Annotated in this window: 15 protein-coding genes; 2 read left to right on the forward strand and 13 right to left on the reverse strand. The window is 48.8% G+C overall.

Going from position 1 to position 13,918, the window contains the following annotated elements:
- Window positions 1–129: 129 nt before the first annotated feature.
- Window positions 130–1,110, forward strand: a complete 981-nt coding sequence (gene glpX / locus KNP93_RS02870) for a class II fructose-bisphosphatase (RefSeq protein WP_188004629.1) — start codon at window positions 130–132, stop codon at window positions 1,108–1,110.
- A gap of 36 nt (window positions 1,111–1,146) precedes the next feature.
- Window positions 1,147–1,422 carry a DUF3055 domain-containing protein gene (locus KNP93_RS02875; RefSeq protein ID WP_131502149.1) on the forward strand — a complete coding sequence of 92 codons (276 nt, stop codon included), beginning with the start codon at window positions 1,147–1,149 and terminating at the stop codon, window positions 1,420–1,422.
- Window positions 1,423–1,467: 45 nt separating this feature from the next.
- Here the strand turns inward: KNP93_RS02875 and KNP93_RS02880 are convergent, their stop codons facing one another.
- The 13 genes from KNP93_RS02880 to KNP93_RS02940 form a co-directional block, all read right to left on the reverse strand.
- Window positions 1,468–1,917: a general stress protein gene (locus tag KNP93_RS02880; RefSeq protein WP_214852984.1), complete on the reverse strand. Its 450-nt coding sequence runs from the start codon at window positions 1,915–1,917 to the stop codon at window positions 1,468–1,470.
- Window positions 1,918–2,001: 84 nt separating this feature from the next.
- Entirely contained in the window at window positions 2,002–2,382 is a 381-nt protein-coding gene (locus KNP93_RS02885) for a YutD family protein (protein ID WP_131502151.1), read from the reverse strand.
- A 104-nt stretch (window positions 2,383–2,486) separates the two neighbouring features.
- Window positions 2,487–3,386: a lipoyl synthase gene (gene lipA / locus KNP93_RS02890; protein ID WP_131502152.1), complete on the reverse strand. Its 900-nt coding sequence runs from the start codon at window positions 3,384–3,386 to the stop codon at window positions 2,487–2,489.
- 63 nt (window positions 3,387–3,449) lie between these two features.
- The gene (locus KNP93_RS15830) at window positions 3,450–4,745 is read right to left on the reverse strand and encodes a bifunctional metallophosphatase/5'-nucleotidase (RefSeq protein WP_214852986.1); all 1,296 of its coding nucleotides are present in this window, start codon (window positions 4,743–4,745) and stop codon (window positions 3,450–3,452) included.
- A gap of 20 nt (window positions 4,746–4,765) precedes the next feature.
- The gene (locus KNP93_RS02900; protein ID WP_131502154.1) at window positions 4,766–5,611 is read right to left on the reverse strand and encodes a DUF72 domain-containing protein; all 846 of its coding nucleotides are present in this window, start codon (window positions 5,609–5,611) and stop codon (window positions 4,766–4,768) included.
- A gap of 189 nt (window positions 5,612–5,800) precedes the next feature.
- Window positions 5,801–6,361 (reverse strand): dihydrofolate reductase family protein, encoded by a 561-nt coding sequence (locus KNP93_RS02905; protein ID WP_214852988.1) that lies wholly within the window; start codon window positions 6,359–6,361, stop codon window positions 5,801–5,803.
- 88 nt (window positions 6,362–6,449) lie between these two features.
- The gene (gene sufB, locus KNP93_RS02910; RefSeq protein WP_026832227.1) at window positions 6,450–7,847 is read right to left on the reverse strand and encodes a Fe-S cluster assembly protein SufB; all 1,398 of its coding nucleotides are present in this window, start codon (window positions 7,845–7,847) and stop codon (window positions 6,450–6,452) included.
- A gap of 33 nt (window positions 7,848–7,880) precedes the next feature.
- Window positions 7,881–8,315: a Fe-S cluster assembly sulfur transfer protein SufU gene (sufU, locus tag KNP93_RS02915; RefSeq protein WP_188004633.1), complete on the reverse strand. Its 435-nt coding sequence runs from the start codon at window positions 8,313–8,315 to the stop codon at window positions 7,881–7,883.
- A complete protein-coding gene (locus KNP93_RS02920; protein WP_214852991.1) occupies window positions 8,305–9,528 on the reverse strand; it encodes a cysteine desulfurase in 1,224 nt (407 codons plus the stop codon). The genes sufU and KNP93_RS02920 overlap by 11 nt, the downstream gene beginning before the upstream one ends.
- 1 nt (window position 9,529) lies before the next feature.
- Window positions 9,530–10,807, reverse strand: a complete 1,278-nt coding sequence (sufD, locus tag KNP93_RS02925) for a Fe-S cluster assembly protein SufD (RefSeq protein WP_214852994.1) — start codon at window positions 10,805–10,807, stop codon at window positions 9,530–9,532.
- Between the two features lie 18 nt (window positions 10,808–10,825).
- Window positions 10,826–11,611 (reverse strand): Fe-S cluster assembly ATPase SufC, encoded by a 786-nt coding sequence (gene sufC / locus KNP93_RS02930; RefSeq protein WP_012371204.1) that lies wholly within the window; start codon window positions 11,609–11,611, stop codon window positions 10,826–10,828.
- A gap of 156 nt (window positions 11,612–11,767) precedes the next feature.
- Entirely contained in the window at window positions 11,768–12,994 is a 1,227-nt protein-coding gene (locus KNP93_RS02935) for an MDR family MFS transporter (RefSeq protein WP_214852996.1), read from the reverse strand.
- Between the two features lie 73 nt (window positions 12,995–13,067).
- A complete protein-coding gene (locus KNP93_RS02940) occupies window positions 13,068–13,904 on the reverse strand; it encodes a MetQ/NlpA family ABC transporter substrate-binding protein (RefSeq protein WP_214852998.1) in 837 nt (278 codons plus the stop codon).
- Window positions 13,905–13,918: the final 14 nt, after the last annotated feature.

The raw sequence follows: 13,918 nt of genomic DNA on the forward strand, positions 1-13,918 counted from the left end.
TTTTAGCTCTATCGGCGAAACATGAAAAGCAGAAAGGCTGTTTGCATCACATTGTCCAATGTGTTATCCTCAATTTAGATTTTTACGAAAATAGTATGTCACATTAAGTGACTTGGAGGTTATTCATAGATGGAACGCGAATTAGCACTAGAAATCGTCCGAGCAACAGAAGCAGCTGCACTGGCATCCGCCAAATGGATTGGCCGGGGGAAAAAGAACGAAGCCGATGATGCGGCAACAACGGCCATGCGCGAAGTCTTAAACACCGTCAACATGGCAGGAACGGTCGTCATCGGTGAAGGAGAACTCGACGAAGCACCGATGTTATTCATCGGCGAAAAAGTCGGGACGTCAAACGGACCAATCGTCGATATCGCAGTCGATCCACTCGAAGGGACGAACATCGTTGCCAAAGGTCTCGGTAATGCGATGGTCGTCATCGCGGTCGCCGATCAAGGTGCCTTGTTACACGCACCGGATATGTATATGGATAAACTGACCGTCGGACCGAACTTAAAAGGCCATGTCTCACTTGACGATCCGCTTGAATTCATCATTCAAAAAGCAGCGGAATTGAATCATAAACGGATTGAAGACGTCACCGTCATCATGCAGGACCGTCCACGCCATGACCACTTCCGGGAAGCCGCGATGCGTGTCGGTGCCCGTGTCCGTCTGTTTGAAGACGGCGATGTGTCAGCAGGAATCGCTCCGCTTTCGCCATCGACAGGAATCGATATCTTCATCGGAACCGGTGGGGCACCGGAAGGCGTCATCACGGCAGCGGCCGTCAAGGCGATGGGGGGCGACATGCAGGCCCGTCTGCACCCGATGAATGAGGAAGAAACGGCACGTGTCATCCGGATGGGTCTTGCCGATCCGCTGCAATTGTTGACACTCGATGACCTGATTAAAAGTGACGACTGCATCTTTGCTGCAACCGGCGTCACAACCGGCGAAATGCTCGACGGAGTCCGTTTCTTGACCGATGATATCGTTGAGACGACATCACTCGTCATGCGCTCAAAAACACGGACAATCCGGAAAGTCATCGCAGAACACAGCCTTTCACGTAAACCGTACTTGCAAAAGGTTCCCCAAACCCTTTAATCTAAGCAGAGATGAAGGAAATGAGGGAACTGACAGATGATGCAAGAACGTGATTTTTTATATGATGACGTCGAACAGACGAAAACCCGATTCGTTTGCTGGATCGGAGAGACGAGCCGGTTTGATTTAGCGATCACCCATTCCGAACATTTTTTCGGAAAGATTTTAGTGTTGAATCTCTTATCGAACCGGTTTGCCATCATCGGTACGGATGACTTTGATGAACCCGGCTATATCGCTCATGCCTTTGATTTAGAGGATGAAGCGGCGGATGAACTTGAAGGATACTTACGCGACTATATCGGTCTGTAAGCAAAAGAACAGCCAATTCCCGAGGGAGTTGGCTGTTTTTTACTGTTACAGTAACCGGTCGTTCCGCTCATTGAGTGTGTTAGGACCGCTAAAGACGTTAGTATTATCTGATTCATCGTGGGCTTTACGTTCAGAATGTTGATCCGCTTCGTCGCCGACGAGTAAGACGAATTGTCCCTCTTCCGCTGCTTTGTTGGCACGGTTGACATCATCTTTCGTCAAGCCGCTTGCTTCGAGAACATCACTGTGTAAAGAACCGGCACTGTCTTTTTTAAAGATCCCTTTGATCTCCTGCCACAGATTCATGTGTTCTTCTTGCGACAGACGTGTTGATGTTTGATGATTATTCAAATCTGCCAATTCCTCGATTTGTTCCAAATCATATCGATCATGGGCAATGACTTTTAAATCCGTTGATACAACACCTGCGACACGTAAATCATGAACAGCACTGACGACTTCTGGTACTGAATGGTAGATTCCGACGATTCTCATGGATAGTTCCCCCTATAGGTGCGTGATACTATACTATTAGCCGAAATCACCCATTCAGAAACGTCTTTTCAGATGTCATTTTGATTACTGCTCTTCTTCCGTCTCTTCTTTCGCCGCCGAAAACTTCCGTTTCAGTTTTAACGTATTCGCTGAAGATCCGTCGAAGCGAGGTGGTGCTTCTTCTCCTTCTACGAATTCCATCCGTTTGACGATAAAATAGGCACAGCCGAAATTGCAGTATTCGTACAAATAATCCGCCACATGGGAGATTTTTGTATCGAACGTTGCTTTTTCATGGTTATCTTCATAGAAACCACGGAGCCGCAATTGTCCGTGTCCCCAGTCTCCGACGATGTAGTCATATTTTTCGAGCACATCGCTAAAGCGGCCGATGAAGGCTTCTTCGTGGAATCCTTCCCGTTTTTCTTCGACGATTTCATATCTTTCACGATTGACTTGTATCATTTTTCCACCCCCTGCTTCTTTTATCTTACCATAATCATGATTGAAAACGAATCGTCAGACAGCAGAAAACCGTCCTCGCAGATGGCGCGGACGGTCTGTCAGTATCAATCAATCGGTAGAGCAGCTTTATTTTTTTTCGCAGCATTGACCTGTTCGTCGGCGTGATAAGACGAACGGACAAGCGGACCGGCTTCACAATGCGAGAACCCTTTTCCGAGCGCAATCTGCTTGAGTTCGGCAAACTCTTGCGGCGTGTAGTACTTGATGACATCCAAGTGCTTTTTCGTCGGTTGGAGATATTGACCAATCGTCATGATGTCGACATCATTCGCCCGTAAGTCATCCATCGTCTGTAAGATTTCTTCCCATGTCTCCCCAAGACCTAACATCAGACTCGATTTCGTCGGAATTTCAGGAGCCAGTTCTTTTGAACGGCGCAGGAATTCAAGTGTCCGATCGTATGTTGCTTTCGCCCGGACGGTCGGTGTCAGACGACGAACTGTCTCAATGTTATGGTTCATGATGTCCGGCTTGGCTTCGATCAGCGTCTGCAACGCTTCGAAGTTCCCACCCATGTCGGACGGTAAGACTTCAATTGATGTTTCCGGGTTCATGCGACGGACTTCCCGTACCGTCTCTGCATATACCCCTGCCCCGAAATCATTTAAGTCATCACGCGCAACTGCTGTGATGACAGCATGCTTCAGATTCATCAGACGAACGGATTCCGCAACGCGTTTCGGTTCTTCTAAGTCAAGTTCATTTGGACGTCCTGTCGTCACGGCACAAAAACGGCAGGCACGTGTACAGATGCTTCCAAGAATCATGAATGTCGCCGTCCGGCGCACAGCCCAACACTCGTGAATGTTCGGACATTTTGCTTCCTCACATACCGTGTGAAGCTTTTTTTCACGCATCATACTTTTGAGTTCTGTGTAAGTCTCATTCGTGTTCAGCTTGATTTTCAGCCATTCTGGTTTACGTTGTATCTCTCTGCGTCCCATGAATCGGTTTCCCCCTTTATCCGTAAAAAACTGACCTGATTTCTGTTACAGTATAACAAATATTCAGTGTTTGCGGATGGGTAATTCACCAAATTCTGACTGCTCCGATAGGCGATCAAAGAGCAGATCCCGTAACAATTCCGGCATGAAATATTCTTTCGGCATTTCTTTGATTTCCGGAAATAAAGGACCAAATGTAAACATATCCGGAAGGACCACGGTGTAATGTTTCGCATCGTCCAGATGTTGCCGGTTTCCGGCATAATGCATCTTGCCCATCAGCTTTCCCCGGAAGCCGAGTCCGCGGACTTTTAACTGTTCAAAGCGGTTCGTATCGACTTCGGCGATGAATTGTTTTAATTCGTTTCCGGTCATCGTCACTTTACACGGATTGATCGGATGCGGACAAAGCCGGTGTAAATCGTAAGACGAAACCGGTCCCGGGGACAACGAACCAAGCAGCATACCGGCCGGCACACAGGCAAGATCCGCCTGACACCAGTCCCGCATCGTATCAGCAAGCAGTTGTGTGAACGGCGATGGATTAAACCAGTCATTCGCTAGACCTGATGTCCGGCCAATCGGTTGTTTCATCTGACGTTCTGCCAAATACTGTTCCTTATCAAGCAGAACGGCTGTCGCTTCATCTTCCGGATAGGATTCGAGCGCATGAAGAACCGCTTCTTTTTCGCCCGTATCCGTATTCAGATAAATCTCACCCGCATATTGTCCGTGTTTTCCTGCCTGGGCAATCAGTACACCGTTTCGGACGACACCATCATCGAGAACATGATGCGTATGCGATCCAATGATCAAGTCCAGTTCCGGGAACCGTTCCGCCAAGTCTTCATCCTGATAAAAACCAAGATGACTCAGACAGATCAGCACATCGACCTGATCCCGCAAGGCTTCGATTTCGCGGGCCGCTGCTTCAAACGGATTCTCAATCGACCAACCAAGTAACTCGTACAATTCATAATACGGCGCCGTCAGTCCAAAAATACCGACTTTCCCAGTCGGTAATTCCTGAATCATCCCGGCTTTGGCGAATGGGGCCGACAAGTTCGAGACAAGCACCGGGAACGTCGCATCGCTGTATAGTTCCGCCAGCCAGTCATGCGGAAATGTGATGCCTTCATTGTTTCCAATCGTGACAGCCGTCGGCGATAATTCGTTTAAGAGATGGGTGTTAATTTTTCCTTGCGTCGCTTCCGTTGCCGGGGCAACCCGGTCGGCATGGTCCCCCAAGTCAAAGACGAGGGAGTCATATGTCCGGTGTTCTTTCATAAACGACATATAGCGAGGCCACATATCAAAGTGTGAATGCAGATCGTTATAATGAATGACGTGTAACTTCACGCATAAGCCTCCTCCAGGTATTAAAACAGTGAAATTTGCCGGGGCGCGAGCGATTCATAATCGAGACCTAAAATCTCGATGAGACGTTTCGCATTGGGTACGGCATCTCCTGCTGAGTTGTTATTAAAGAAAACATACACGTCTTTTGCCTGTTCGGCAAGTGAACGGATATGTAGGGCCAACTCTTGTAATTCTTCTTCTGAATAGCGGTATAGACACCGGACCTTCCGCCAGTCCTCGCTGCTTTGTCCGGGCTTCTTCAGCCATCCGGCGACATTCCGGCCGTGCAGCCGGACAAATGCCGTCTCCTGTGTGACGACCGGGACGAACGGCACCGATCCGTCTTCCGTCTGCGGCTCATCACAAATCGTATGGATGAACTGATGCTCGGCTAAGAACCGGAGTGTCCGTTCCTGATAAGCCTCCGAATACCAGGACGGATTACGAAACTCAATCGCGACAGGCAGTCCGGCAAGCGATTTCCGGATTGTCTGAAGATATTCAAGATGCACTTTACTGACGTCGAACCAGGGTGGAAGCTGGACGAGAATCGCCGCAATCTTTCCACTCTGCCGCATCGGTTCAATCGAAGCGAGATACTGTTCAAAGATTGGACCGAGCGGGTCTTTGTTCTCCCGGTCATGACCGCTCATCGCCCGGTGGACCTTGACGATGAATCGAAAGTCGTCGGGTGTTTCCGCGACCCATTTTTGATAATTCCGTTCCGGTTGAATCGCATAATACGTCGAATCGACCTCGACTGCTGGAAAGTGGCCCGCATAGGCGGCAAGCTTTTCCTTCCGGTCCTGTGGTGTCGGATAGAGGCTGTCGTGATCGCCCCAACCGGTCACGCCGACATAAATCATCCTGCTCCCTCCTCATCTGTGTGCGTTGCATATTTTTTATCATAGCATAGCGGAATCGGGAATTTCTTCTTCAAAGCTCGTCTTGGAAAAGACACAGGTTTTCCATATAAAAAACAAGCAGATCCTTCCCACTCCTGCAAAAATCAGGGGGATGGACTGCCTATTTCATCAGCCTTCTCACCTTTTGAATCAATCATTCCGGATCCGTTCATACGTTAAGGCGATACAGCCGGAAGCAAATGTCTGCTGATCAACGAGCCGTAAGGACAACGGTTGCTCAAACAACGGAAACATCCGCTTGCCACCTCCGAGTAGGACGGGATAGATGACGATATGGTAGCGGTCGATCAAGTCCAGACGGACGGCTTCTGCCGCGAGCGTCGCTCCGCCGATTGCAATCTGTTTGCCGGGCGCCTGCTTCAATGCCGTGAGTTCCTCAGCGAGCGACCGGTTCGCAAGACGGGCATTCCCCTCAACGGCCGTCAACGTTTGCGAGAAGACGACTTTTTCAAGTGTCTGCCATGTTCTCGCATACTCGACGATGATCGGTTCATCTTCCTGATCGGCCGTTTCCCAGTATTGCATCATCTCATACAGAAGACGGCCGTAGACATGGGTATCAAATGCTTTTTCATAGTCATTGAAATACTGATGCAGTTCCGCGTCCGGTGACGCAAACGCGATGCTGCCCGACGCATCCTCGATGTAGCCGTCGAGCGAGACTTGAAAAGAATAGATGAGTTTACGCATGATGACGCCCTCCTTTTTCAATCCTTTACCCTCTTTTACCTGTGTACAAAAAAATCCCTCATCCGAAGATGAGAGATTGAGAAACAAATTATCCGATTGAACCTTCCATCTCGAACTTGATGAGACGGTTCATTTCGACCGCATATTCCATCGGCAATTCTTTTGTGAACGGCTCGATGAAGCCCATGACGATCATTTCAGTTGCTTCTTCTTGTGAAATCCCGCGGCTCATCAGGTAGAACAATTGCTCTTCCGAGACCTTCGATACTTTCGCTTCGTGTTCAAGCGAAATGTTATCGTTGAGAATTTCGTTGTACGGAATCGTATCTGATGTCGACTGGTTGTCCATGATCAACGTGTCACATTCGATGTTCGAACGTGCGCCGGTTGCTTTACGGCCAAAGTGGACAATCCCACGGTACGTTACTTTACCACCATGTTTCGAAATCGATTTCGAAACGATTGTAGACGACGTGTTTGGTGCGAGGTGAATCATTTTCGCACCTGCGTCCTGGTGTTGTCCTTTACCCGCGATGGCGATTGATAATGTCATACCGCGTGAGCCTTCCCCTTTAAGGATGACAGCAGGGTATTTCATCGTCAATTTCGAACCGATGTTGCCATCGACCCATTCCATCGTCGCGCCGGCTTCACAAATCGCACGTTTCGTAACGAGGTTGTAGACGTTGTTCGCCCAGTTTTGGATCGTCGTGTAACGGCAGTACGCGTTTTTGTTGATGAAGATCTCAACGACTGCTGAGTGAAGCGAGTTCGTCGTGTAGACCGGTGCTGTACATCCTTCGACGTAATGAACCGATGCTTCTTCGTCAACGATGATCAACGTCCGCTCGAATTGACCCATGTTTTCCGAGTTGATCCGGAAATAGGCTTGAAGCGGCGTGTCCATCTTGATACCTTTTGGTACGTAGATGAATGATCCACCCGACCAAACCGCTGTGTTGAGGGCAGCGAACTTGTTATCTGTCGGCGGAATCAATTTCCCGAAGTACTCACGGAATAAATCTTCGTTTTCTTTCAGTGCTGTATCTGTATCTTTGAAGACGATCCCTTGATCTTCCAGTTCACTCTTCATGTTGTGGTAAACGACTTCTGATTCATACTGCGCGGAAACACCTGCGAGGTATTTTTGCTCCGCTTCCGGAATTCCGAGTTTATCAAACGTACGTTTGATTTCTTCCGGTACTTCATCCCACGATTTTTCAGCACGTTCTGATGGTTTAACGTAATACGTGATGTCATCAAAACGAAGATCTGATAAATCACCGCCCCATGCTGGCATCGCTTGTTCGTTGAAAATCTTAAGTGATTTCAGACGGAAATCAAGCATCCATTGCGGTTCTTCCTTCATTTTAGAAATCGTCTCGACGACTTCTGTCGTCAAGCCGCGTCCAGAACGGAAGATCGAGATATCGCGATCGTGGAAACCATATTTATAATCGCCAATTTCAGGCATGTTCTTAGCCATGTTCGTTTCCTCCTCTTACTTACTGACCGAAGTTTACTTCCCTTCTTCGACGCCGCGTTCGAGCGCCTTCCAGGCAAGTGTCGCACACTTGATTCGTGCCGGGAATTTCGTCACACCAGACAGTGCTTCGGCATCTCCGAGATCAAATTTCTCATCGTCGTAGTCTTTTCCTTGAACCATCTCGGAAAAGACTTGGGCGAGTTGTAATGCTTCTTCGACTGTTTTTCCTTTGACAGCCTGTGTCATCATCGACGCAGACGCCATACTGATCGAACATCCTTCGCCGTCGAACTTCGCATCTTTGACGATTTCGTCTTCGATCGCGAGTTGCAGACGGATTGTGTCACCACATGTCGGATTGTTCATATCGATTGTCACACCACCGTCAATCGCACCACGATTGCGGGGCGTTTTATAGTGGTCCATGATCACTTGACGGTACAAGTGATCGAGATTGTTAAAATCCATGACTGAAATACTCCTTCGTTTGGCGAAGTCCTGTCACTAATGCATCTACTTCTTCCTTTGTATTATACAGGTAGAAGCTCGCTCGTGCCGTAGAACTGGCTCCAAGCCAGCGCATCAGTGGTTGTGCGCAATGATGACCGGCACGGACGGCGATACCTTGCATATCGAGGACCGTCGCGACATCGTGTGCGTGGACATCACCGAGATTAAAGGTGACGAGACCAACACGTTCTTCCGGACCGTAAATCGTCAGCCCTTTGATGTCACGCATTTGTGCCATCGCATACTGAGCGAGCTCACGTTCGTGGGCTTCGATGTTACTGAGTCCGACTTGTTCCAAGAAATCAATCGCTGCCGATAAGCCGACTGCGCCGGCAATGATTGGTGTCCCTGCTTCGAACCGGTACGGAGAAGGTTTGAACGTCGACTCTTCCAGCCCGACGTAATCAATCATCTCACCGCCGAATTCAACCGGCTCCATCGCATTGAGTAATGCTTTTTTGCCGTAAAGGACGCCGATCCCGGTTGGTCCGCACATCTTATGTGCCGAAAACGCCAGGAAATCACAATCGAGATCCGTAACATCAATCTGTTGATGCGGCGCGCTTTGCGCTGCATCGACGACCATGACGGCGCCGGCAGCATGGGCAAGTTGCGTGACTTCTTTAATCGGATTGATGGTTCCAAGGACGTTCGAAACGTGGGCCATTGCCACAATCTTCGTCTGATCCGAAATTTGTTCTTTGACCGCTTCAATCGTTACACGACCGTCTGCCGTCAAATCAACATATTTTAGTTTCGCTTTTTTCTTTTTTGCGACCTGTTGCCACGGAATGAGATTCGCATGATGTTCGAGGTACGTGACGACAATCTCGTCCCCTTCTTCGACATGCTCCATTCCGTAACTTGAGGCGACGATATTGATCGCTGTCGTCGTCCCGCGGGTAAAGATAATCTCTTCATGGTGTTGCGCCTTGATGAAACGACGTACGTTCTCACGCGCACCTTCGTACGCATCCGTCGCTCGTGTTCCGAGCGTATGGACGCCACGGTGCACATTCGAATGAACCGTCTTGTAGTAGTTCTCAATCGCCTCAATGACGACGAGCGGCTTTTGTGACGAAGCCGCACTATCTAAATAGACGAGTTTCCGGTCATTAACCTGTTGGTCAAGAATCGGAAACTGATTGCGGATGGATGCATCGATTCCCATATTAGTTTACTTTCCCTTCGATCACTTGCACGAGGCGTTCTTTAACAGAGTCAATCGCGAGTTCCGAAACAACCGGTTGTAAGAAACCGTGAACGACAAGGCGTTCTGCTTCTTTGCGTGAAAGACCACGGCTCATCAAGTAGTAGAGTTGAAGTTCATCGACACGACCGACAGATGCCGCGTGTCCTGCCATGACATCATCTTCGTCAATCAAGAGGATCGGGTTTGCGTCTCCCCGTGCCTTTTCAGACAACATGAGAACACGTTCCGTTTGAACACCGTTTGATTTTGAAGCGCCATGATGAATCATTGATGTTCCGTTAAAGATCGAAGTCGCTGAATCTTTCTGAACACCGTGAATCAAGATGAAACCTTCCGAACCTTTACCGAAATGGTCTGTCCGGACGTTGAAGTTTTGTTTTTGCTCGCCACGACCAACCGTTACGGCTTTCGTGTCCGAGAACGAATCGTTACCGACAAGGTGTGTTTTCGTTTCCGTGATCGTGTGTCCGTCATTCATGTGACCGAGTGCCCATTCGAGCTTCGCGCCTTGTTTGACGACACCGCGACGGTTCATATACGTCACAGCACCTTTCGCAAGCGTATCGACGCCTCCGAAAAGAACTTTCGCATTGTTTTCAACGAAAACTTCCGTCACGACATTGACGTTATGCGCTTCTTCTCCGTACGAGACGAAGCTTTCGATATACGTCAACTCACTGTCTGCATCGGCAATGATGATTGCATGGTGATAGAGCGCACCGCCTGTTTGTTCGAGCGTATAGATCGCTTGCATCGGAACCGTCAACTTCAAGCCTTTTGGTACATAAAGGAACGTACCGCCATTCATGAGTGCTGCGTTGAGTGCTGCGAGACGATCTTCGTTGACGTTGACGCCTTCTGTCATGAAGTACTTCTCGACGAGCTCCGGATGGTGCTTCATTGCGTCTTCAAGTGTCGTGAAGATGACGCCGTTCGTCGCTTCACTGTTTTGCGCGTGGACGAGTTGTCCGTTACGCGTGATCAGCATATGGTCACGGTTTTCACCGATCAATGTTTCGATATCCGGTGTCAGACCTGTTACTGTCTCAAGATCCGCTGTACCTTCTGTGAAGTTCCAGCCACCGATTTTGATTTTTTCTACTTTTGGCAATGCGAGCGTCGGGGCAAGATCAAGTGCATCTTGACGCTTGGTAATCATCCAAGCCGGTTCCCCTAAGCGAGTCGCACGTTCTGCCACTGCCTCGCGATTTACGGCAAGATTCAGTTCTACAGTCATCATGCTTCCTCCCTCGTCTTACGCTTTTGTTTCGATTTCGACTTCTTCAATGCCGAGTTCTTTTTTAACCCAGTCATAACCTTCTGCTTCGAGACGGTGAGCAAGTTCTTTACCACCAGACATGACGATTTTTCCGCCCATCATGATGTGGATGAAGTCAGGCTCGATATAGTTCAAGAGACGTTGATAGTGCGTGATGATTAAGCAGCCGAATTCAGGTGAACGCATTTCGTTCACCCCTTTTGCGACGACTTTAAGTGCATCGATATCAAGACCTGAATCGATTTCGTCAAGGATCGCGATTGCTGGTTTCAGCATCGTCATTTGGAGAATTTCATTCCGTTTCTTCTCTCCGCCCGAGAAACCTTCGTTGAGGTAACGGTGTGCCATTTCGCCCGGCATTTCGAGAAGACCCATTTGTGCGTCGAGTTGACGGATGAATTTCATGAGTGAGATTTCATCGCCTTCTTCGCGGCGTGAGTTGATCGCTGAACGCAGGAAGTCTGAGTTCGTCACACCACTGATTTCGCTTGGGTATTGCATCGCGAGGAACATCCCTGCTTGTGCACGTTCGTTGACTTCCATTTCGAGGACGTCTTCGCCGTCGAGTGTGACTGATCCTGATGTCACTTCGTAAGTCGGGTGACCCATCAATGCAGATGCGAGTGTTGATTTACCAGTCCCGTTTGGTCCCATGACCGCGTGGATTTCGCCGCCTTTGATTTCTAAGTTGACGCCTTTCAAGATTTCTTTGCCGTCGATTGCAACGTGTAAATCTTCAATCTTTAAGTGTGAAGCCTTCATGTAGAATCCCTCCATCTATTCATTTCGTGCCTGACGATTCAGTTCACGAGAGTTACTAATTTAGTATCATTCTAATCTTAATGAATCATACCACATTATTCAAGCGTCATCGCTCATGGTTTTTTCTCAAAACAAGCGTCTTTACTGAGAATGACTTTAAAGTGAGACGACTTCCTTCTCTTCTTCTTGTTTCGACTGACGGTGAACCCGCTGTGACAGTAAGAGCAGTGGGATACCGAGCAATGTCAAGAGGGCTAGGACACCAAAAATCGGCAGTGGTCGATTTACACCAAAATAAAGTAACAATTGACCGCCGACGACCGGTCCGACTGATTGACCGATTGACGTCAAGCCCATCGCCCCGAAATAACTACCCCGTAATTCCGGCTTCGCAAAGCTGTCGGTCAAGATATCCGTCATCGTGAACATCATCACTTCCCCGCATGTGAAGATGAACATCGCGCCGATCATCAGCCAGACCGTACCGGCTGTTCCCATAACGAATAAACCGACGGCGACGGTCGCAATGCCGACCGTGATCGATACGAGCGGCGACGTCTTGACACCGAACTTCATGATCGGGTACTGGACGACGAGTACCGTGATCGCGTTAATCGTAATCAACAAGGCAAACAAACTCGTCCCGCCCGACAATAGCGTCGTCGTCGTTAAAAACTGCGGCAATGTTGAGTTGAACTGACTGTATCCGAAGACTCCGAAGATGATCCCGGCGAGCGCGAACGTAAAGGCGACGTCGGTCTTCAGCAGACGGACCGTTGCCCCGAACGACACCTTTTTCCCGCCGTGACTTTCCGTGATTGGATGCCGCTTAAACAGGATGAAGATGGCGACGCCGTAGCCGAAGTAAACGAACGCCGTAATATAGAAGGTAATCGACGTATTGCCCGCACTGAGCAACAAGGCAATCCCCGGTCCAATCGCCGCTGCGATATTGATGCACGTATAACGGATATTAAAGACGAACAACCGGTTCTCTTCCTCCGTCGTATCACTGATCAACGCCCGGGCCGACGGTTCGAAGACGGACCGGAACACTCCGTTCAGAGCACTTAAGACGAAAAACGCCCCAAACGTCTCGACTTGTGCCAGTCCGATAAAGACGAGCACGAAACCAAACGTTCCGCTGAGCATCATCGTCCGCCGGCCATAGCGGTCGGATAATGTCCCGCCGACGAAACTCATGACGAGACTGGCGATGGCCGAAATACTGAGAATCCAACCGACGTCGACCGGGCTGAACTTCAGGACGACCGATAAGTAAATCGCAAAAAACGGCATCGTGATGAAAGTCCCGAGCCGGGCAAAAAATGTCCCGAGCAAAACCCCGACCGTCAATGGATGAAGCTGTTTCAAACGTTGCATGGAAATCCCCCTTTCGCACAAAAAAACAATGCATCCTTCCATTATATAGGAAGAATGCATTGAATGAAGCAACTTATTTACTGACCGGAACGACGGCCCCTTTGTATTCTTTCGTAATCCAATCTTGGTTCTTTTTCTCGTGGAGAATATCGAGTAATGTCGTGACACGTTTGTCTTTTTCATCGCCGTCACGTGTGACGATGATGTTGACGTACGGTGAAGACTCGTCTTCAAGTGCAATCGTATCTTTCAACGGGTTTAAGCCGTTATCGATCGCATAGTTCGTGTTGATCAAGACAGCATCGCCTTCGTTGTTTTTGTAGGCTTGCGGTAAGAGTGATGCTTCGATGTTTGTTTTGAACTTGATGTTTTTCGGATTTTCTGCGATGTCGTTGAGCTGGGCATCGGTTGTTTTACCGTCTTTTAGTTTGATCAGTCCTTCGTTTTGAAGGAACGTCAAGACACGTCCTCGTTCTGCGACGTTTGAGCTCGTCAAGATTGTTGCGCCTTTTGGCAATTCATCCAACGACTTGTATTTTTTAGAATAAACGCCGAGTGGTTCAACGTGAACACCGCCGGCACTTGCAAATTTGTAGTCTTTGTTTTCTTTTTCCTGTTGCTCAAGGTACGGCACGTGTTGGAAATAGTTCGCATCGATTTCTTTTTCAGCCAATGCTTTGTTCGGAAGAACATAATCCTGGAACTTCTTGATTTCGAGTTTATAGCCTTTTGCTTCGTATTCTTTTTGAACGTGCTCGAGAATTTCAGCGTGGGGAACGTTTGACGCCCCGATGACGAGTGTTTTTGAGTCACCGCTGCCTGACGAAGAAGATTCTTCTCCGCATGCCGCTAGGCTGATTGCTAAGACCGATACGGCTGCTGTGCCGACGAATTTTTTCCAAAGTTTCATGAATGATTCCTCCC

This window comes from Exiguobacterium sp. s166, assembly GCF_018618855.1.
Lineage (GTDB): Bacteria > Bacillota > Bacilli > Exiguobacteriales > Exiguobacteriaceae > Exiguobacterium_A.